The sequence below is a fragment of the Streptomyces sp. NPDC054794 genome (assembly GCF_053611585.1).
Window position 1 is genome coordinate 24732 of sequence record NZ_JBSHAQ010000036.1, and the last position, 19585, is coordinate 44316.

The 19585-nt window shown below is 72.3% G+C and carries 17 protein-coding genes; 11 read left to right on the plus strand and 6 right to left on the minus strand.

The window, feature by feature from the left end; translation table 11 throughout:
* The first annotated feature begins 12 nt into the window (after positions 1-12).
* The gene (locus ACWGKT_RS31670) at positions 13-813 is read left to right on the plus strand and encodes a polysaccharide deacetylase family protein (RefSeq protein ID WP_453276383.1); all 801 of its coding nucleotides are present in this window, start codon (positions 13-15) and stop codon (positions 811-813) included.
* A complete protein-coding gene (locus ACWGKT_RS31675; protein ID WP_453276384.1) occupies positions 813-2003 on the plus strand; it encodes a YVTN family beta-propeller repeat protein in 1191 nt (396 codons plus the stop codon). Before ACWGKT_RS31670 ends, ACWGKT_RS31675 begins: the two co-directional genes overlap by 1 nt.
* Here the strand turns inward: ACWGKT_RS31675 and ACWGKT_RS31680 are convergent.
* Positions 1974-2648, minus strand: a complete 675-nt coding sequence (locus ACWGKT_RS31680; RefSeq protein ID WP_453276422.1) for a GNAT family N-acetyltransferase — start codon at positions 2646-2648, stop codon at positions 1974-1976. The two genes, ACWGKT_RS31675 and ACWGKT_RS31680, sit on opposite strands and share 30 nt — an antisense overlap.
* 185 nt (positions 2649-2833) lie before the next feature.
* Between ACWGKT_RS31680 and ACWGKT_RS31685 the strand changes: the two genes are divergently transcribed.
* Both ACWGKT_RS31685 and ACWGKT_RS31690 read left to right on the plus strand, forming a co-directional pair.
* Positions 2834-3046: an EF-hand domain-containing protein gene (locus ACWGKT_RS31685; RefSeq protein ID WP_031172885.1), complete on the plus strand. Its 213-nt coding sequence runs from the start codon at positions 2834-2836 to the stop codon at positions 3044-3046.
* 99 nt (positions 3047-3145) lie between these two features.
* A complete protein-coding gene (locus ACWGKT_RS31690; RefSeq protein ID WP_453276385.1) occupies positions 3146-3859 on the plus strand; it encodes an NADPH-dependent F420 reductase in 714 nt (237 codons plus the stop codon).
* Between the two features lie 88 nt (positions 3860-3947).
* Here ACWGKT_RS31690 and ACWGKT_RS31695 read toward each other — a convergent pair whose 3' ends face one another.
* The gene (locus ACWGKT_RS31695) at positions 3948-5921 is read right to left on the minus strand and encodes a beta-N-acetylglucosaminidase domain-containing protein (protein WP_453276386.1); all 1974 of its coding nucleotides are present in this window, start codon (positions 5919-5921) and stop codon (positions 3948-3950) included.
* Positions 5922-6155: 234 nt separating this feature from the next.
* On the opposite strand from ACWGKT_RS31695, the gene ACWGKT_RS31700 reads away from it, so the two are divergent.
* From ACWGKT_RS31700 to ACWGKT_RS31725, 6 genes are all read left to right on the plus strand, one after another.
* The gene (locus ACWGKT_RS31700) at positions 6156-7043 is read left to right on the plus strand and encodes a hypothetical protein (RefSeq protein WP_356155106.1); all 888 of its coding nucleotides are present in this window, start codon (positions 6156-6158) and stop codon (positions 7041-7043) included.
* Positions 7040-9367 (plus strand): hypothetical protein, encoded by a 2328-nt coding sequence (locus ACWGKT_RS31705; RefSeq protein WP_453276387.1) that lies wholly within the window; start codon positions 7040-7042, stop codon positions 9365-9367. Before ACWGKT_RS31700 ends, ACWGKT_RS31705 begins: the two co-directional genes overlap by 4 nt.
* Entirely contained in the window at positions 9364-11175 is a 1812-nt protein-coding gene (locus tag ACWGKT_RS31710) for a hypothetical protein (protein ID WP_453276388.1), read from the plus strand. Before ACWGKT_RS31705 ends, ACWGKT_RS31710 begins: the two co-directional genes overlap by 4 nt.
* A gap of 82 nt (positions 11176-11257) precedes the next feature.
* A complete protein-coding gene (locus tag ACWGKT_RS31715) occupies positions 11258-11914 on the plus strand; it encodes a vWA domain-containing protein (RefSeq protein WP_453276389.1) in 657 nt (218 codons plus the stop codon).
* Position 11915: 1 nt separating this feature from the next.
* The gene (locus ACWGKT_RS31720; RefSeq protein ID WP_356155116.1) at positions 11916-13040 is read left to right on the plus strand and encodes a protein phosphatase 2C domain-containing protein; all 1125 of its coding nucleotides are present in this window, start codon (positions 11916-11918) and stop codon (positions 13038-13040) included.
* Positions 13037-14734, plus strand: a complete 1698-nt coding sequence (locus ACWGKT_RS31725) for a hypothetical protein (RefSeq protein ID WP_453276390.1) — start codon at positions 13037-13039, stop codon at positions 14732-14734. The genes ACWGKT_RS31720 and ACWGKT_RS31725 overlap by 4 nt, the downstream gene beginning before the upstream one ends.
* A gap of 20 nt (positions 14735-14754) precedes the next feature.
* Here ACWGKT_RS31725 and ACWGKT_RS31730 read toward each other — a convergent pair whose 3' ends face one another.
* The 3 genes from ACWGKT_RS31730 to ACWGKT_RS31740 all read right to left on the minus strand — a co-directional run bounded on the left by ACWGKT_RS31730 (position 14755) and on the right by ACWGKT_RS31740 (position 17252).
* Entirely contained in the window at positions 14755-15432 is a 678-nt protein-coding gene (locus tag ACWGKT_RS31730) for a Crp/Fnr family transcriptional regulator (protein ID WP_453276391.1), read from the minus strand.
* A gap of 129 nt (positions 15433-15561) precedes the next feature.
* Entirely contained in the window at positions 15562-16119 is a 558-nt protein-coding gene (locus tag ACWGKT_RS31735) for a GH25 family lysozyme (protein WP_453276392.1), read from the minus strand.
* 92 nt (positions 16120-16211) lie between these two features.
* Positions 16212-17252, minus strand: coding sequence for a phosphatidylinositol-specific phospholipase C domain-containing protein (locus ACWGKT_RS31740; RefSeq protein ID WP_453276393.1), 1041 nt, complete (start codon positions 17250-17252; stop codon positions 16212-16214).
* A 443-nt stretch (positions 17253-17695) separates the two neighbouring features.
* Here ACWGKT_RS31740 and ACWGKT_RS31745 point away from each other — a divergent pair, with 443 nt between their 5' ends.
* Entirely contained in the window at positions 17696-18133 is a 438-nt protein-coding gene (locus tag ACWGKT_RS31745) for a hypothetical protein (protein ID WP_453276394.1), read from the plus strand.
* Here ACWGKT_RS31745 and ACWGKT_RS31750 read toward each other — a convergent pair.
* Positions 18120-19487, minus strand: a complete 1368-nt coding sequence (locus tag ACWGKT_RS31750) for an L-serine ammonia-lyase (RefSeq protein ID WP_356155132.1) — start codon at positions 19485-19487, stop codon at positions 18120-18122. The genes ACWGKT_RS31745 and ACWGKT_RS31750 overlap by 14 nt on opposite strands.
* Positions 19488-19585: the final 98 nt, after the last annotated feature.

The following is a 19585-nucleotide window of genomic DNA, read 5'->3' on the forward strand; positions in this document are numbered from 1 at the left end:
AACGTGCCTTAAATGGTGCGCGTGACCACGACCGACCGCCGCGGGGCGTTGCGTGCCGGTGCCGGGCTCGTCGCCGGTGGTGCCCTCGCCGCCGGGTGCTCCACCGCCTCCGGCTCCGTCGCGCAGCCCACCCCCACCCCCACCCCCACCCCCACGCCCACCGCCGCGAAGGCCACGCCCCCCGCCGCGCCCGCGCCCCGGGCCTTCCCCCGACAGCCGACCCAGATCACCCACGGCCCCCGCGACCACCCCCGCGTCGCGCTCACCTTCCACGGCCAGGGCGACCCCGCGCTGGCCCGCGCCCTGCTCACCGAGGCCGAACGGCGCGGCGCCCGGGTCACCGTGCTCGCCGTGGGCAGTTGGCTCGACGAACACCCGCAGATGGCCGGCCGGATCCTCGACGGCGGCCACGACCTGGGCAACCACACCCAGCGGCACGTGGCCGTCAACGCCCTGTCCGAGGACGGCGCCCGCGCCGAGATCGCGGCCTGCGCGGACCGGCTGAAGCGGCTCACCGGTTCGATCGGCACCTGGTTCCGCCCCTCGCGTGCCCCGACGGCCACCCCGCTCGTTGCCCGGCTGGCCCGCGCCGCGGGCTACCCGCACGTGCTGTCGTACGACGTCGACTCGCTCGATTACACCCGGCCCGGCGCCGACGCCGTCACCCGAACGGTCCTGGCCGAGGTAAGGAACGGATCCGTCGTGAGCCTGCACTTCGGTTACCCGGACACGGTCGCCGCCCTCCCCGCCGTACTGGACGAACTCGACCGGCGCGGACTGCGCGCGGTCACCACCACGGAGCTGCTGAGCTGATGCAACCCACCCACGCCGCCCGCGTCCTGGCCGCCGGCGCCGCCCTCGCCGCCCTGACCCTGCTGTCCGCCTGCGACAGCGGCTCCGAGCCCCGCGCGACCGAGACGTTGGCCAGTGCCGCGCCGGTCAAGACGCAGCAGAAGCAGGTCCCGCCGGTCGACGGCCTGCCCGGCATGCCGCCCGTGCTCGACCCGAAGGACGTCTACGTCGCCGACCGCCCGGGCAATCTCTCCCCGGTGGTCAAGGACTTCCCGTCCCGGATCTACGTCCCGAACACCAACTCCGACACCGTCACCGTCATCGACCCGACGACGTACCGGATCATCAAGACGATCCCGGTCGGCCGGCAGCCGCAGCACGTCGTGCCCTCCTGGGACCTGAAGACCCTGTGGGTGAACAACGACAGGGGCAACACCCTCACCCCGATCGACCCGAGGACGGGCCGGGTGGGCAAGCCGGTCGACGTGCACGACCCGTACAACCTCTACTTCACGCCCGACGGCAAGTACGCCGTCGTCATGGCGTCCCTCGACCGTCAGCTCGTCTTCCGCGACGCCCACACCATGAAGCGCGTGAAGACAGTCCCGGTCAGCTGCTACGGCGTCAACCACGCCGACTTCTCGCTCGACGGCCGCTACTTCATCGTCTCCTGCGAGTTCAGCGGCGAGCTCCTGAAGGTCGACACCGAGCGGATGAACGTCGTCAGGCAGGAGAAGCTGCCGTTCCACGGCGCCATGCCGCAGGACGTCAAGGTCTCGCCCGACGGGAAGCGGTTCTACATCGCCGACATGATGGCCCACGGCGTGTGGATCCTGGACGGCGACAAGTTCGACCGGCCCCGCTTCCTGGCCACCGGCAAGGGCTGCCACGGGCTGTACGTCAGCCGGGACTCGCGCGAGATGTACATCTCCAACCGGGGCGAGGGCACGATCTCCGTCTTCGACTTCGCGCGGAACCGGCTGACGAAGAAGTGGCACCTGCCTGGTGGCGGCAGCCCCGACATGGGCGGCGTCTCGGCGGACGGCAAGGTCCTGTGGCTGTCCGGCCGCTACAACTCCGAGGTGTACGCCATCGACACCCGCACCGGCACCCAGCTGGCCCGCATCAAGGTGGGCAGCGGCCCGCACGGCCTCGCCGTCTACCCGCAGCCGGGCCGCTACTCACTGGGCCACACCGGCATCTTCCGCTGACGGCCGCTCGGCCTCGGGCGTCGCCAGCAGCGCCTCCGCTCCGACCGGTACGTAGCCCGCCGCCTGGAACGCCCGCAGGCTGCGGGCGTTCCCCGGGGCGATCTGGGCCCACAGGGGTTCGTCCGCGAGGTGCCGGGCGGCCGTCACCAGGCGCCGCCCCAGCCCCCGCCGCCGTACGTCCTCGTCCACCTCGACCGAGACCTCCAGCCGCCCGGCCACCCCGCGGCCCAGCGCCAGTACGCCGCCCTCCGCCGCCCAGGCGCGCACCCCGTCGCGCCGCTTCCTCGCAGAGGCCACCCGCGCATGGCCGGGGTCGGTGATCTCCTCCAGCGCGAGCGGCGGTTCGCCCGGCAGCGGGGCGCCGACCAGGAGGGCGTCGATCGTGTCGGTCGTCCGTCCCGTGCGGTCCATGAAGGCCGCCAGGAACCGCGCGTTCATCGTCGCCGCGAGCGCGTCGCAGCGCAGCGAGCGCAGCGTCTGCCGCACCCACCGGGGGTCCTCGTCCGTGAACACCACCGAGTGCGCGGTGAAGGCGATGACACCGGCGTCGCGGGGGGAGTGCTGGGGAACCACGGTCGCATTGCCGTCCGGCGGCGGGAAGACGCCCCGCGCCGCCGCGTCGAGAATGTCTCGCAGGCTCTGCACCACGGCCGCGCACCCCGCTCCTTGAGTCTCCACCACCACAAGGCCCAGACTCCCAGACGGGCGCCCGAGGCCGAGGAGCGGGTCGGCCGGGTGGTCGCTGCGTTCCCGGTTCGGGCGGGCGGCTACTCTGACCAGCGGCAGTAGGCCAGTATGACCCGAACAACGTGACAAAAAGGGGCGGATCGGTGGCGGACATCGAGGAAGCACGCAAGCAGTTCCAGCGGATCGATGCGGACGGCGACGGTTTCATCACCGCTGCCGAGTTCAAGTCCGCCCTGGCTCAGGAGGGCGACTGGAACGTCACCGAGACGGTGGCGGCGGCCATCATCAAGACCCGCGACCTCAACGGCGACAAGGTCCTGTCGTTCGACGAGTTCTGGGCGTACCTGAACAAGTGACGTGAACGGAAGGGGGGCACCCGGACGGGTGCCCCCCTTCGCCGTGCCCGTCGGCGGAATAGTCACCGGCCCGCCGGGGTTGCCGTCGCGAGAGAAAACATGCGTGTACATGAATCGCAGCGATCGCACACCACTCCCGGAGGGTCCGGCATGAAGATCGGCATCATCGGCGCGGGGAACATCGGCGGCAACCTGACCCGGCGGCTCAGGGAACTGGGCCACGACGTCTCCGTGGCCAACTCGCGCGGCCCGCACACCCTCACCGGGCTGGCCGCGGAGACGGGCGCGACGCCCGTCCCGGTCGAGGAGGCGGCGCGCGGCGCGGAGGTCGTCGTGGTGACCGTCCCGCTCAAGGCGGTCCCGAACCTTCCCGCCGGCCTGCTGGACGGCGCGGCCGAGGGCGTCGCCGTGATCGACACCGGCAACTACTACCCCCAGCAGCGGGACGGACGGATCGCGGGGATCGAGGACGAGGGGCTCACCGAGAGCCGCTGGACCGAGCGGCACGTCGGCCACGCGGTGATCAAGGCGTTCAACGGGACCTACGCCCAGGACCTCCTGGACCGCCCCCGACCGGCCGGCGCCCCCGACCGGATGGCCCTCCCGGTGGCCGGCGACGACGAGGCCGCGAAGCGGGTCGTACGCGACCTGATCGACGAACTCGGCTTCGACACGGTCGACGCGGGCGGTATCGACGACTCCTGGCGCCAGCAGCCGGGTACACCGGTGTACGGCCTGCAGGCGGGCACCGCCGTAGTCACCAAGGCCCTGGCGGAGGCGTCGCCGGAGCGGACGGCGGACTTCACGGCGTAGGGCTCCGCCGGCTGCGGCCCCGCGCTCCGGAGTCGGCTCCGGCTCCGCGCTCCGGAGTCGGTTCCGGCCCGGTGCGCTGGAACCGGATCTAGCCCAGTGCCTTAGACACGAAGGTGTCCAGGACGCCCGTGCCCACCTCGACCGTGCGTCTGCGTCCCTGCCAGTCCACGATCGTGTGGGAGCGGGCCGCGGCGCGCAGGGACCGGACCTGGGCGCGCGTGCTCCTGCCGGAGCGGAGGTCGAGCGCGGCCAGGGCGGCGCGGGCCCAGTCGCGGGCCGAGGCCAGCCAGGGCGCGGCCGAAGTGCGCAGCGACGCGGGCACCGTGTCCGGCACCGACGCGAGGACCCGGAGGTGCTCGCGCAGGGCGCTCTCCGCCCCCGCGCCGCCCTTCCGGTACGCCGCCGTCAGCGCCGCCAGCCGCGGCGCCTGCGTGGAGTCCAGCCGGGAGGCCCGGTTGACGTCCGCGAAGGCGCGCAGGGCGGTGAGGGCGCGCGCGTCGCCGTCGGCCAGCACCGACAGACCCGCGTCCAGCGCGGCGGCGGGCCGGTAGGCGGCGGGGTTCCAGGTGTACGCGGCCATCGAGAACAGCGCCGGGTCGGAGGCGGCGGCCTGGTTCATCGGGTTGGCCAGCAGGCCCGCGACCGCCCCGGGCAGGCTGTCCTGGCGGCCGGTGTAGGGGCCGAGCAGCAGATGGTCCGCCGTGTAGTCGTTGACCGGGTAGTTGTCCCACACCAGCAGCGGATGCCCGTACAGCCGTGCCGCCTCGCGCGCCTGCGCGGTGCGCAGGGCCGGGGAGACGACCAGCGGCCCGGTCCACATCACCTCGACGCCGCGGTCCAGCCCCGCCGCCAGCGCCGCCTTGTACGCGCTGCCCCGCGCCCCGTCGTACTCCGTCGGCACGGTGATGAGCGGCGCGGCGCCGTCGCGCGCGTCGAGGAACTGGTGCTGCACCTTGTTCAGCAGGTCCGCCTGCGCCCGCCCGACCGCGCCCCGCCCGCTGCCGTACACCGCCGCGTCGCGCGCGCAGTTCCAGCGGTCGATGTCGATGTCGTCCAGCGGCACGGCGAAGGCCCGCACCCCGGCGTCGTCCCACAGCTGCCGGAACTTGCGGATCAGCGCGGCGGTGTCGCTCGCGGACGAGTAGCACACGGACGGGCCGGGGGAGAGCGCGTACACCAGGGAGATGTGGTCGGTGGAGGCCTGCCGGGCCAGCGCGCGCAGGTCGGCGAGGCGTGACTCGGGGTACGGGTCGCGCCAGCGGGCGCGCAGATAGGGGTCGTCCTTCGGACCGTAGAGGTACGTGTCGAGCTTCCAGCGCGCCGCGAAGTCCAGCTGCTCCAGGCGTTCGCGCTGGGTCCACGGCGTGCCGTAGAAGCCCTCGACGATGCCGCGGGCGGCGGTGGCGGGCCAGTCCCGGACGCGGACGGCGGGCAGCGTGCCGCGCGCGGCGGACGAGCCGACGGGGCGCACCAGCTGGGCGAAGGTCTGCGCGGCGTGGAAGGCGCCGTCGGCGTCGACTCCGGCGAGGACGGCCCGGGGCCGGTCGTGGTCGCGGCCGACGGCGAGGACGTAGCCGCCGGGGGCGAGACCGGTGGGCTGGTCTACTCCCAGCGTTCGCAGGGCGGTCGACGGACCGGACGACGTCACCGTCACCAGCAGTTCGCCGGATCTCGGACCGTCCCCCAGCCGGACCTCGTCCGCGCCGCCCGCCCGCAGCGCCCGGGTCACGGCGTCCAGGGTGGCCGCGTCCGTCCCGGAGTCCGCGCGCACCGCCACGCCGTGCCCGATCGGCACCGTGCCCGCGTCCCGGCGCACGCTGCGCGGCGCCGGCCACAGGGCGGGCAGGTTCGCCGGCGCGCTCCCGGCGCGGGTGGTGTGTGCCTTGCCGTCGTCCGCGGGGGCCGCCGCCGAAGCCCCCTCGGACGTGCCGGAACCGGGGCCGCAGGAGCGGGCCAACAGGACCACCACGAGCCCGAGAACGAAGCCGATCACCAGCTGCGGCGGGAGGCGTAACTGGCGCACCCGGGCCCCCTCGACCATCCGTCTGCGCTTGCCGTTCACAGTGAACTACGATCTGCCGCACAGATTATGACGGAACGACAGTTTCTGTTCGGGGGGTTCCGTGAATGTCGCCGGGGCATATTACGCGTTCGTGTGACGATCCTTCGGAAACGCTGGCGAAGACGCTGACAAGAGGGCACTGTGCGCCAGATGGCGTAGACACTCCCCACAGCGGGTTCTATCCAGAGATGCGCGGGGCGAACGCGGTCCTGCTCGAAGCACAGGAGGTCGCACATGGTGGTGGTTCCGGAAGATCCGCACAGCCACTGGATCGTGCTCCTCGACATCGAGGACTTCAGTCTGCGCGCGGAGACCACCCAGGCGACGCTGCACGACGACCTGTACCACGTGGTGGAGTTCGCGTTACGCCGCGCCCGGCTCGATCCGGAGCGCTGCGCGGTGCAGGACCGCGGTGACGGCGTCCTGCTCCTCGCCCCGCCGGACACCAAACCCACCCTGCTGTTACGGGAGTTGGTGCGCGGTCTGGAGGACGCGCTGGCGCACCACCGGGACACGTACAACCACGACCACCGGATGCGGCTGCGGGTCGGACTGCACGAGGGACTGGTCAACCGGAACGGCGAGCGCTGGACCAGCAACGCCATCAACGACCTGGCACGGCTGGTGGACGCGGGCCCGGTCAAGCAGTCGCTCGCCCGGGCCGGCCGCGCCCACCTGGTGGTGGTCGTCTCGGACGACGTGCACCGCAAGGTGGTGCGGGGGCGCTACCCGGGCATCGACCCGGCGGCCTATCTGCCCGCCGACTTCGTCACCAAGCACGGCGAACCGCGCCGGGGCTGGGTCACCGTACCCGGCTACCCGGCGCCGCCCGGACTCCCCGCGGACTCGGGGGAGCCGCCACGTGACAGAACCAGACCGGGGGCAGCCCCCGGCACGGGCGGCACCGCGGGAGGGGCGGGCGGCGGGACCGAACCGGGGAGCCCGGTCCCGTCGCCCTCGCTCCACTTCGGCGGTGACATGACGGGCGGCCAGATCGCCTTCGGGAACATCGTCAACGGGGACTGGGTGCAGGGCGACAAGACCGAGCACCGCTACGACGGCAACGACGCCGACGCCGGTCGGGGCGCACCCCGCCGCGACACCTCGGCGGACGGCTCGTGAGCACCCCGCCCGCGGCCGGAGCGGGAGCCGGGGCCGGCGCGCCCGCTCCCACCCCGACCCCCTCGTCGGCACCCGCGCAGGGCTCACCCCCGCCCGGAGGCGGCGCGTCCGCCCAGGGCGGCGGCAGCGGGGCGCCCCCTTCCGGCCAGGGAGCCGGCGGCGCGGAGGGCGCGGCGACCCCGCAGGGCGGCGCGCAGACACCCGCCGCCGCACCCGACAACACCGTCGGCGCGGGCAGCACCGCCAGCATGGCCACCGCCCGGGCCGGCCAGGGCAGTCTGCGCGCCGGCCTGCTGCGCACGGCGTGGTCGCACTTCGGCGGCGACCGGGTCCAGGGCGACAAGATCGTCATCCATGCCGGGGGCGAACGCGGCGTCGTCCTGCGCCCCCTGGCCGCGGCCATCGTGGAGACCGTCCGCCACACCTTCCAGCCACCCGACCGCTGGGACGACGTCGTCGCCGACGCCTGGCAGCGCCGCTCGGTCGTGCTGCGCGGCCCGGGCGGCGCCGGCAAGACCGCCGCGGCCGTCCGTCTGCTCATCGCCGCCCAGGCCAAGAACTTCTACCTGCTCGACTCGGTGGCCGAACTGACCCGGCTGACCGAGCTCAAACAGCTCGGCAGCGGCACCGGCCTGCTGCTCGACCGGCCCGCCGACCTCGCCGAGCTGCGCGGCTCCCAGCTCGCCGGACTGGAGGACCTGCTCCAGCAGGCCGAGGCCCACCTGGTGCTGATCGCCGGTCCGGAGGCCGAACTCGGCCGCGGTGTCGGCGAGTACGTGCAGCGCATCGCCCGCCCCGACGGCCTGCGCGCCGTACTCCTGGCCCACCTCGGCCACCGGCTCGGCGAGACGGACGCCGACGGCGCGCTCGCCTCCGACGGCGTCGGCGACCTCGTCTCCCTGTTGCTGGACGCGAGCGCCGCCTGCCGGGACGCCGCCCGGCTGGCGGAGGTCCTCGCCCACGAACACGGCGGCGGCGCCATCGACCCGGAGCGGGTCCGCGCCCGCATGGACCACACCGGCGGCGAGGGCCCCGAGGAGTGGTTCGAGGGGCTCGGCGACACCTGGCTGCGCAGCCAGGCCATCGCCCTCGCCGTCCTCGGCGGACTGCCCCAGGAGTACGTGGCCCTGGCCGCGAGCACCCTCCTCGACCGGTTCCGCAGCGACCGGGGCGTGCTCACCGCCAGCGTCGACCACGGCCCCGTACCGCTGCGCCACGACCCCTTCACCCAGTCCCGCCGCCTGCTCGCCGAGAAGCTGCGCGCCCGTACCGTCACCGCGGTCACCCGCGGCGACCTCGGCTGGCTGCCGTGCACCATCGCCGAGTACCGCAACCCCGACTACCCGCCCCGGGTCGTCCGGCACGTCTGGTCCGAGTACCTCGTCCAGGGCGAACTCCTCGACTGGCTCGCCGAACTGGTCGACAAGCCCTCGCAGCAGGTGCGCAGCTTCGCCGGGACCGCGCTCGGCCTGATCGCCACCGAGTCCTTCGAGGCCATCGCCACCCAGGTCTTCCCCGGCTGGATCCAGGACGAGGACCACGGTCAGCTGCGCCGCGAGGCCATCGCCTACGCCCTGCGGGTGTGCGCCCGCGACCCGCAGGTACGGCCCGTGATGCGTGGCCTCGTCGAGAACTGGTACCTCAGCGGCACCTGGGAGTTCCAGGCCGCCGCCGCCCGCGCCTACGGCCTGTGCCTGGGCGGCGCCGACCTGCCCACGGCCGTACAGACCCTCACCCGGCTCGGCACCGTCGACCACATCCAGGTCGCCATCGAGATCGGCGACGCCTTCGCCGACCTGATGGAGGAGGACGTGACCGCGCACGCCCCGGTGGTGCTGCGCGCCCTCGCCGAGATGTCCCACGAGACCGCCAGCCGCCCCTCGGGGCACCTCGCCTTCCTGATCCTCGCCTCCACCCTGGCCACCGACGAACCCGCCGTGGGCACCGCGCCCCGGCGCAGCCGCCCCACCCTGCTGCGGCTCGCCGCCGAGAAACCGCCCGGCGACGAACTGCGGCGGCTGCTCGGCTACCTGTGGTCCGAGGTGATCGGCGGCGAACTCTTCTCCGACGAGGCCGGAAGCGTCCTGGAGGGCTGGGCCACCCAGGCCGAGGCCGACCCCCAGCTCCTCGACGACCTGGTCCGCGTCCTCGTCGAGGACGTGGCGGTCCGCGGCTCCCGCGCCTCGATGCTCCTGGAGCGCTACGCACGGCACTGGACCGACCGTGACCGCTTCCGCCCCCTGCCACGCTCCGCGGCGGTGCTCGGCGCCGCCCTGCGGGGAGCCTCATCCGCCCGAACCGCTCAGCCAGGAGGTGGCCGGTGACCGAGCCGGTCTCGTTGATCGTCAACCAGACTCCGGTGCCCCGCATGGCCGTGGGGCCGACCAAGGCGACCCAGCCGCACCTCGCGGTCGTCTACGCCACCGCCTCCGGCGAGGTGGAGTGCTTCGAGGGCCGCCCGATGAAGCCCTCGCAGCAGGTCTTCTCCAAGTTCCGCACCCGCTACGAGGTCGACCTGCGCCCGCAGCAGCGCAGCGCCGTCCTCGGCCGCAACCCGCTGGTCTCCCGGGACGGCGTGCATGCCTTCGAGGTCAAGGTCGACTTCGCGTTCCGGGTCGACAGCTGGGAGGGCGCCAAGAACCTGGTGCGCTCCGGCATCAGCAACCCGCTGCCCCTGGTGCACAACTACCTCACCAGCCTGTTCCACGGGGCCGGACAGCGCTTCGCCATCGAGGACTCCTTCGGCCTCCAGCACTACCTCAACCAGCGCTGCGGACAGCAGGTCACCCTCGCCCAGGGGCTGATCATCTTCGGCTGCCAGGTGACCGTGCAGCCCGACGAGAAGTCCAAGGCCTACCTGGAGTCGCTGATCGACGCCGGCCGGCGGGAGACGCTCGGCCAGGCCGAGCACCTGCCCAACATGGGGAACGTGCTGCGCGAGGGCCAGATATCGGCGAAGAAACAGGAACAGGAGATGGAGGCCGCCGCCCGCCAGGCCGAGGCGCTGCGGCACGTCTCCATCGACAGCGAGGGCCTGATCCGGCAGTACATGAACACGCACCCGGAGGACGCCGCCGGCGCCTTCGACATGCTGCGCAAGCTCGAAGAGGCCCGCTTCGCCACCGCCGAGCTGCAGAACCAGCGCGCGCTCGCCCTGTTCCAGGCCATGGCCGACAAGAACCTGGTCCAGGCCGGCGACCTGGAGGTCATGCGGCAGCTGCTGACCGACGTGGTCGGCCGCGCCACCGGCGGCGCCCAGCTCCCCGCCGCCACCACACCCCAACTCCCCGGCGCCCGGCCCTGGGACGCCCCGGCCCAGCTGCCCGCCGCGTCCACCGCAGGACCGGCCGGACCGGCCGCACCGGGCCAGAGCCACCCGCAGGCACCGCGGTACGGCGCCCCGGGCCAGGGCCCCGGGTCCACCGTCGTCGGCGACCACCTGCCCCCGTACGCGGGCCGGCCCGCCGTACCCACCTACGCCGCCCTGATCTACCTGGTGCTCGACGAGTCCCTCGAACGCGCCTGCCTGGAAGAGCTCAACCGCGGTCTCAGCGACCTGCACGCCGCGCTCTGCGGCGCGCCCGAGGTCTCCGCGGCCGTACGCCTCTCCGTCCTCGGCATGGCCGCCACCACCGAACCCCGGCTGCAACTGGAGACGGTGACGCAGGGCACCCGCACCCCCATCCTCACCGGCCGCCCCGGGCTGTCGTACAGCGCCGCCTTCCAGCTGCTGCGGACCGTCGTCGGACAGGACGTCGCCGTGGTCAAGGGCGAGGGCGCCCAGGTGCTGCGGCCGATCGTGTACTTCGTCACCGGCGGCCCGCCCGAGGAGGGCAACGGCTGGCGAGACGTCCACCACACGCTCACCGACACCGGCGGCAACCCCGCCGCGCCGAACCTCATCGCCCTCGGCCTCGGCCGGGCCGACACCCTGACGGTCCGCGCCGTCGCCACCCGGCCCGAGCTCGGCTTCATGGCCCCGCCCAACCAGGACGCCGTCTCGGCCGCGCACAGCTGCGCCGCCTTCCTGCGCGACAGCGTCGTGGGCTACGGGCGGCGCCTCGCCTCCGGCGACCCGCAGTTCTCGGTCAACCCGCCCGACGGCTTCCGGCGGGCCGAGGACGCCTTCTGACCACCACCCCCCACGCAAGACACCCACACAGTCCCCATCTCGCAAGAACGGAAAGACGATGATGGAAAGCAATAGGGGGCACTTGCTCCCCATCTACGTCCTCGCCGACGAGTCGGGCTCGATGACCGAGCACATAGACGACCTCAACGACGGCCTGCGGTCACTGCACCAGGCGCTGCTCGGCGAACCGATGGCCGCGGCCAAGGTGCGCTTCTCGGTCCTGGGCTTCTCCGACGACGTCATCGAGCGCGTCCACCTGGTCGACCTGCGCAGCGCCAACGAGTTCCCGCAGCTGACGACCCGGGGCATGACCAGCTACCTCGCCGCCTTCGAAGACCTCATCCACCGCATCCCGAACGACGTGGGCGCCCTCAAGCGCGAGGGCTACCAGGTGCACCGGCCCGCCGTGTTCTTCCTCAGCGACGGGCTGCCCAACCACGGCGAGGACTGGCGCGACGCCCACCGCAGGCTCACCGACCGCTCCACCACCCTCGGCGCGCCGAACATCATCGCCTGCGGCATCGTCGACGCCGACGCGCACACCATCAACCAGGTCGCCACGGAGCCGCAGTTCGGGTTCGTCGCCAACAAGGGGGTCGATGTCGGCGCCGCCATCGCCAAGTTCTGCACCGCCCTCACCAAGAGCGTGATCTCGTCGGGCCGTTCGCTGGGCTCGCCCCAGCCGCAACTGGTGGTCGACAAGCCGGAAGGCTTCACCGTCGCGATCGATGTGATCTGACGTGAGATTCGGCAGGAACCCCGACGACGGCCGGGAGCAGCCGCACGTACCGCCGCCTCCCGGCCCGGCCCCCTCCCTGTACCAGCGCGACCCGTCCGAGTCCTACGACCGGCCCGACCCCGCGGCGTCCGCCGGCTACGACTGGCACGGCAACCAGTCCTGGCCGCCGGGCGTACCGGCCCCGCACGTGCCCGGCAGCGACGGTCCGGCACCGCCGCCCGCCCACCCGGGCACCCTCGCCGAGCGCTGGCGGACCATCGCCGTCGACGGCGCCGTCCCCGTGTTCGACCCGAGGCCGCCGACCGGCGGCCTGTCGTACCGTCCCGACACCGTCTGCGACGGCTGGTCCACGGTCGCCGTCGACCTGCGGCTGGCCTCGGTGCGCGGCTACGCGCACCGGGCCGAGGGCCGGCCCCGCGAGGACGACGCGGCGGCCGCCTGGGACGAACACAGCGGCACCGTGGTGTTCGCCGTCGCGGACGGCGTCTCCGACGCCCGCCAGCCGCACATCGGCTCGCAACTGGCCTGCCGAAGCGCCGTCGACGAGCTGCTCGGCCAGATCCGCGGGAGCGGCGGCTTCGTCACCGACTGGCGCAAGCTCCTGAACACGGTCCACTGGCAACTGGTCGTACAGGCCCGCCGTCTGCTGCACCAGGAGGAGGCCTCCGTCGCCGAGACGGCCGACCTGCTGGCCACCACCCTGGTCGCCGGAGTGGCCGTGCCCACCCCGGAGGGGGTGCGGGTGGCGCTGGTGTCGGTGGGCGACTCCGGGGTGTGGGCGATCAAGCACCAGCAGCTGTACCCGCTCAGGGGCGGCAAGGCGGTCGGCGCGGACGGGCTGGTCTCCTCGGCGGTGCAGCCCCTGCCGTACGTTCCCGCCGACATCGCGCCCTACGAGTACCTCCTGGACCCGGGCAGCGTGCTGCTGGTCGGCACGGACGGGTTCGGCGACCCCGTCGGCGACGGGCGGGGCGCGGTGGCCCATCTTTTCGCCCGTGAACTGGAGCGTCCGCTACCGCCGTTGGCCTTCGCCCATCTGCTCGACTTCTACCGGGAGACCTTCGACGACGACCGCACCCTGGTGGCGTTGTGGCCGCGCGCGGCCGCCCCCGGAGGATCGCTGTGAGCAGTGTGACGGTGCCCTGGGTGCTGCCCGACAAGCTGGGCAAGTACACCGACCACGGCCTGGGCAACGGCGGCCAGGGCATCGTGTACGGGGTGCCCGATCCGCCCGGGAAGTTCAAGGGCGAGTACCTGGCGTACAAGGAGTACCTGCCGACCGTCGCGTACAAGAGCGACGCCCTGTACGACATGGTCTGCTTCCGCCAGTTGCTGTCCCAGGCCGAGCGCGACTTCCTGGACGAGCGGCTGACCTGGCCGCTCGCGCTCGTCTACCGGGGCGCGACCCCGACGGACCCGCGCCCGTCGGGCAACCCGCACACCAAGGTGGTCGGGTTCCTGATGCGGCGCGTGGTCCAGGCCTACGAGCTGCGCATGCCGCAGACCAACGAGGTGAAGCTGCAGGCGCTGGAGTTCCTGCTCAACGACGACGCCTACATGACCCGCGTCGGCCTGTTCGTCGACGACGCGCACCGGGTGGAGCTCCTGCTCGACCTGGCCCGCACCCTCGACTGGCTGCACCGGCGCGCGGTGGCGGTGGGCGACCTCTCGCCGAAGAACGTCCTGTTCACGCTCGGCGGGCGGGGCCGCTGTCTGTTCATCGACTGCGACTCGATGCGCCACCGGAGCCAGGACGTTCTCGCCCAGGTGGACACCCCGGGCTGGGAGGTGCCGGAGCCGCAGAAGGCCACCACTGCCTCGGACTCCTTCAAGTTCGGGCTGCTCGCCCTGCGGGTGTTCAACCGGGACCAGGACAGCGTCGACCCCGGCCCGCTGCGGGCGGTCTCCACGGAGCTCGCCCAGCTCGCCAACCGTGCGCAGAACCGGGACCCGCAGCGGCGGCCACCCCTGTCCGAGTGGCTGCCCGTGCTGGAACTGGCGCACAACCGGGCCAAGCAGCGCCCGCGGCGGATGGCGCGGACGCCGCAGCCGCAGGCGACCCCCACCGCCACGGCGACCACCGCGCCCCCGGGCTGGCAGCCCTCTTCCGGGCCGCCGCGGCAGCCCGTCCCCCTCTACACCCCGACGACCCCGGCCCGCCAGAACACCTCGTGGGGCAGCAGGGTGGCGTCCTGGCTGCTCGGCGCGGTGCTGGTCGGCGGGGTCGCCGGGTACGCGGCGACCCACATGGACACCTCGGACGGCTCGCCCCCCTCGGTGGCGGAGTCCGACGGGGTCTACACCTCCGGCGGCTCCGTGACCGGGGGCTCGACCGACGGGGGCTCGACCGACGGCGGCGACACCACGGAACCCACCGAGACCCCGTCCGACCAGGCGCAGGCGCCCGGCGCCACGGTGGACTACTCCGCGGTCGCGAACGACTCCGAGGCCGAGGACGTGGCCTCGATGTTCGCCCACTTCTTCGGGGCCATCAACGAGCAGGACTACGACACGGCCCTCGGCTACTACGACCCGACCAGCGGCGTGGTGGACGTCGGCTCCAGTTCCAGCCGCTCCCAGTGGAAGCAGGTCATGTCCACCACGCGGGACAGCGACTTCGTGCTCAGCGACCTCAGGACGGAAGGCTCCTACACCCTGGCCACCCTGAACTTCACCAGCCACCAGGACGCCGGTTACGGCCCGGCGGGCAGCCCGGACGACACCTGCGACGAGTGGACGGTCACCTACCAGCTGACCGACAGCGACGGCTACCGGATCTACAAGGCGCCCAAGGACGGGGTGCACTATGCGTCCTGCTGAGCCATCGTCCGGGGCGGCGTTCACCCGTCGAAGGCCTGCGCCTTCAGCTGGTCCACCGAGCGGATCAGCAGTGACTGACGTCCCGTCACGATCCAGCCCTGGGCCCGCCACTGCTCCAGCACGCGGCTGACGGTGCGCCGCGAGGTCAGCAGCAGCCCCGCCAGGTCGTCCTGGGAGAGGGACAGGGCGATGCGGCGGCCGGTGCCGTCCGGTTCCGGGCGCCCGCAGCGATCCATCAGATCGAGCAGCAGGGCGGCCAGCCGGGCGGGCACCGGCTCGGTGATGCCGGCGCGCTGCAGGTCGGCCTCGCGCAGCCGCCGCGACAGGGTCTGCTCCAGGACGGCGGCGATGCCGGGGCGGGCGCGGGCCAGCACGTGGAAGCGGGTGGCGGGTAGTTGCAGCAGGTCGACCGCGGTGGCCGTGACCAGGGAGGCGGAGCGGCGTCCGCTGTCCACCGCGGCCTGCTCACCGAGGAGTTCACCGGGGCCGCGCAGGGCGAGCAGGGCGCGGTAGCCGGTGTACGACTGGGCGACGACCTTGACCCAGCCGTCCAGCAGCACGACCAGATGATCCGAGTCCTCCCCCTGGGTCACGAACTGCCGGTCCGCGTCGAGCCCCAGCCGCGTCGCCGCCCGCATCAGGGCGGCCCGGTCCCCGGACTCCAGGGTCTCCCAGAAGGGGGCGGGTCGCAGGGCCACGTCCCCCACCTCCCGTAGTCGGCCGCCGCACCGGGACGGCAACAGTGTGGCCCCACGTGACGGCTCCAAAACCTCGGGGACCCGAAAACGAGGCTCAGGACACGAACGGCCGCTGATGCATCAGGCGGATCAGGCGTCCGCCGCCCACTCTCTGAGGGACGTCCTGCTCGCGAAGTCCGCCACGTTCTTGTCGTGGGGGTCGCTGGTGTACTGGTGGAAGCGCCACTTGGCCTTGATGCGGGGCTTGCCCGCGGTGACGTAGTCGGCGATCCAGAGGCCGTCGCCCGCGTACGAGGTCGTGTCGACGTTCAGCCAGAAGTCCCGGTTCGTGTAGAGGATCACCTGGTTCGCCGGCCGCAGTTCCTTCAGCTTGCGGATGAAGAGGTCCTTGTCCGCGTTGCTCGCGTGGGTGCCCTCGCTCGTGGTTTCCCAGTCGACGGCGAGGATGTCGCCCGGCCTTTCTGGGGCGTGTTTGACGAAGTACTCGGCCTGGGCCGTGAGATGGCCGGGCCACAGGAAGTGGTAGAAGCCGACGACCAGGCCGGCGTCGCGGGCGTGTTTCGTCTGGGCGGCGAGCCTCGGGTTGATGTACGAACGGCCCTCCGTCGCTTTGACGAAGGCGAAGGAGAGGCCGTCCGTGTCGAAGGAGGACGACTGGAACGCACTCACGTCTATACCGTGCAACATGGGGAGACTCCCTCAAGCGTCAGTGGGGTGACAGGAGTTGAATGGTGTATGCCCCACCTTTGCACAGGCGATCCGTCCAGGCGCCCGGAACCTCAGCTTCTGCCGGTCACCGAACCGAGCACCGCCGCCGACTTCGTCGACCAGTCGGAGGTGATGACGCTCGCGTGGTCCGCGGCGAGCAGCGCGAGGCGGGCGGCCACTTCCGCGTCCGTCGGGGACGTCGACGAGATCGCCGGGGACACGCCGTCGGCACCCGTCATGATCAGGAAGTAGTGGTTGGCGGAGTAGAAGGACGTGTCGTACGCGTTGTTGACGTAGGTCGCCGCGTCCCCGTCGAAGAACACGAACCAGGGGCGGATCGAGGCGTCGTAGCGGCCGGTGCGCGGGTCGCCGTTCTCCGCGCCGAGCACCGCCGGGAAGGCCTCGGCCGCCGAGATCCGGCCGGCCGCGTACAGATCGCGCAGGTGGTCGCCGTACTCCTCGTCCGTCCAGTACGAGTCGAAGGGGTTCGCCTGCTCGACGGTGCCGGGGATCAGCTCGAAGATGAACTTGCCCTTGAGGGCGTCCCGCGCGGGCCACGCGTTCGCCCTGGCGGCGGCGTCCAGCGAGGAGTACGTCCCGCCCAGCAGGTCGGCCGGCCTGAAGACGCTGTTGCCGAGCCTCTGCGAGACCAGGGTGTCGAACTCGTCCGGGCCGAGGCCGCCCTTGTCGTTGAAGCCGACCTTCATCTCGACCTTGAAGACGATCGGGGGGTGGTCGGGGTGGAGCTGGTTCCAGGCGGCGATGTTGTCCAGGCAGCCGCCGAGGTCCTGGTTGCGGCTCTTGCTGTACAGCTCGGCCGGGGTCTTCGCGGCCTCGCAGTTGTTGTTGTTCCCCAGCGGGTTGCTGTGGCTCACCCGCCAGCGCTTGGTCAGGCTGTCGACATAGACGTCCAGCTCCAGCAGCGAGGCCCCGGAGTCCAACGCCTGTGCGAAGTACGTGTACTTGGCCTTGTCGTACGCGTTGTGCGTGCCGATCGCCGTCGTCTCGGAGAACTTCGGCGACGCCGCGTGGGCGTCCACCGGCACCGCCACCAGCAGCGCGGCGGCCCCCACGAGGGCCGCCACCCGTCTCACCGCACGAACTGCGCCCATGTCCCAACTTCCCTTCTCTGCAGTCGAGTTGGCGGCAGAGTAGTGGGAGGCGGTTACTGATGGGTAGAGCCTGGGCGAACGCCGATGCGGGGCTACGCGCCGAGGTCGTTGCAGGACGCCGGCAGCTGCTCTCGCGGGCGGCCGTAACCCGAATGGGCTATATGTTTCAAGGTTGCAGAAATGCGCCAATTTTGACGTTCAGTGAGCGGTTGGCGTGTGGCGGCAGGCGAGTCGTGGGGCACGGCGGTCTACTGGTGCTCTCGGACGCAGGCGGGAGAGCGTATGAAGAACCTCAGCCGTGACAAAGCCGGGAGAGCCGCATCCGCCGGGACGGGGGCCGTGGCGCGCCCGTTCAGCCGGGCGTCGTCGGCATCGCGCTCGCCGCCCTGCTCACCTTCGCACTGGCGCAGGGGCCCTGGCAGTGGTTCGCCACGTACATCGGCGTGACGCTGCTGGTGATGGTCTTCTCCTTCTACCGGCCGCCGATGTGGGTGCCCGAACTCCGCAGCTCGTACGTGCAGGGTCTGACGGCGTACGCGCTGACCATGGGGCTGTGCGTGGCGATCGCGCTGGCTCCGGCGCTGCAGCGCTGGGCGTGGTTGTTTCCCATGACGGGCACCCGGGGCCGGTGCCTCAGGCTGGGGGAGTACGAGCGCCTTCGGGTGGAGGCCGCGCTGGCGGACCTCGCCGGCCGCGACGGTGCCGCCCTGGCGTCGGCACAGGCCTTCCACCGCCATGAGGCCGTCGCCGACTGTCTGGCGTCGACGACGACCCTGTGGCTGCCGGTCCACGGAATCGGGGCGGCCGTACTGGCGGGCCTGGGCGTGTGGACCGTCGACCGCGCCCGCCTGCGGCGGGGGACCCGGCCTAGCACTCGATGATGTTCACCGCCAGCCCGCCCCGGGCCGTCTCCTTGTACTTCACGCTCATGTCCGCGCCGGTGTCCTTCATGGTCTTGATGACCTTGTCGAGGGAGACCTTGTGGGAGCCGTCGCCGCGCATGGCCATGCGGGCGGCCGTGACGGCCTTCACCGCGGCCATGCCGTTGCGCTCGATGCACGGGATCTGGACCAGGCCACCGACCGGGTCGCAGGTGAGGCCGAGGTTGTGCTCCATGCCGATCTCGGCGGCGTTCTCGACCTGCTCGGGGGAGCCGCCGAGGACCTCGGCGAGGGCGCCCGCGGCCATCGAGCAGGCGGAGCCGACCTCGCCCTGGCAGCCGACCTCGGCGCCGGAGATGGAGGCGTTCTCCTTGAAGAGCATGCCGATGGCGCCCGCGGCGAGGAGGAAGCGGACCACGCCGTCCTCGTCCGCGCCGGGGATGAAGTTGATGTAGTAGTGCAGGACCGCGGGGATGATGCCCGCCGCACCGTTCGTCGGGGCGGTCACCACCCGGCCGCCGGCCGCGTTCTCCTCGTTCACCGCCATCGCGTAGAGCGTGATCCACTCCATCGCGTGCGCCAGTGGGTCGCCCTCGGCGCGCAGCTGGCGGGCCGTCACGGCCGCCCTGCGCTTGACCTTGAGCCCGCCCGGCAGGATGCCCTCGCGGGACATGCCGCGGGAGACGCACGCCCGCATCACCTGCCAGATGTCCAGCAGGCCCGAGCGGATCTCCTCCTCGGTGCGCCAGGCCCGCTCGTTCTCCAGCATCAGCGAGGAGATCGACAGGCCGGTCTCCTTGGTCAGACGCAGCAGCTCGTCGCCCGTGCGGAAGGGGTACTTCAGGACCGTGTCGTCCAGCTTGATGCGGTCCTCGCCGACCGCGTCCTCGTCGACGACGAAGCCGCCGCCCACCGAGTAGTACGTCTTCGACAGCAGCTCGGTCCCGGCGGCGTCGAACGCCCAGATCGTCATGCCGTTCGCGTGGTACGGCAGTGCCTTGCGGCGGTGCAGGACCAGGTCGTCGTCGAAGGAGAAGGCGATCTCGTGCTCGCCGAGCAGGGACAGGCGCCCCGACTCCTTGATCGTCGCCACGCGCTCGTCCGCCGTCTCCACGTCCACCGAGCGCGGCGACTCGCCCTCCAGGCCGAGCAGCACCGCCTTCGGCGTGCCGTGGCCGTGGCCGGTGGCGCCCAGGGAGCCGTACAGCTCGGAGCGTATGGACGCGACGGAGCCGAGCAGGCCCTCGTTGCGCAGGCGGAGGGCGAACATGCGCGCCGCGCGCATCGGGCCGACCGTGTGGGAGCTGGACGGGCCGATGCCGATCGAGAACAGGTCGAAGACCGAGATGGCCACGGTGACTCCTCAATACGGGGTGGTGCGGGGAGAGGGGCGGGCACCGCGCCCACGGAGATACGGTTTTCCTCCAGTGTGCGCGGTGCCGCTCGAAGACA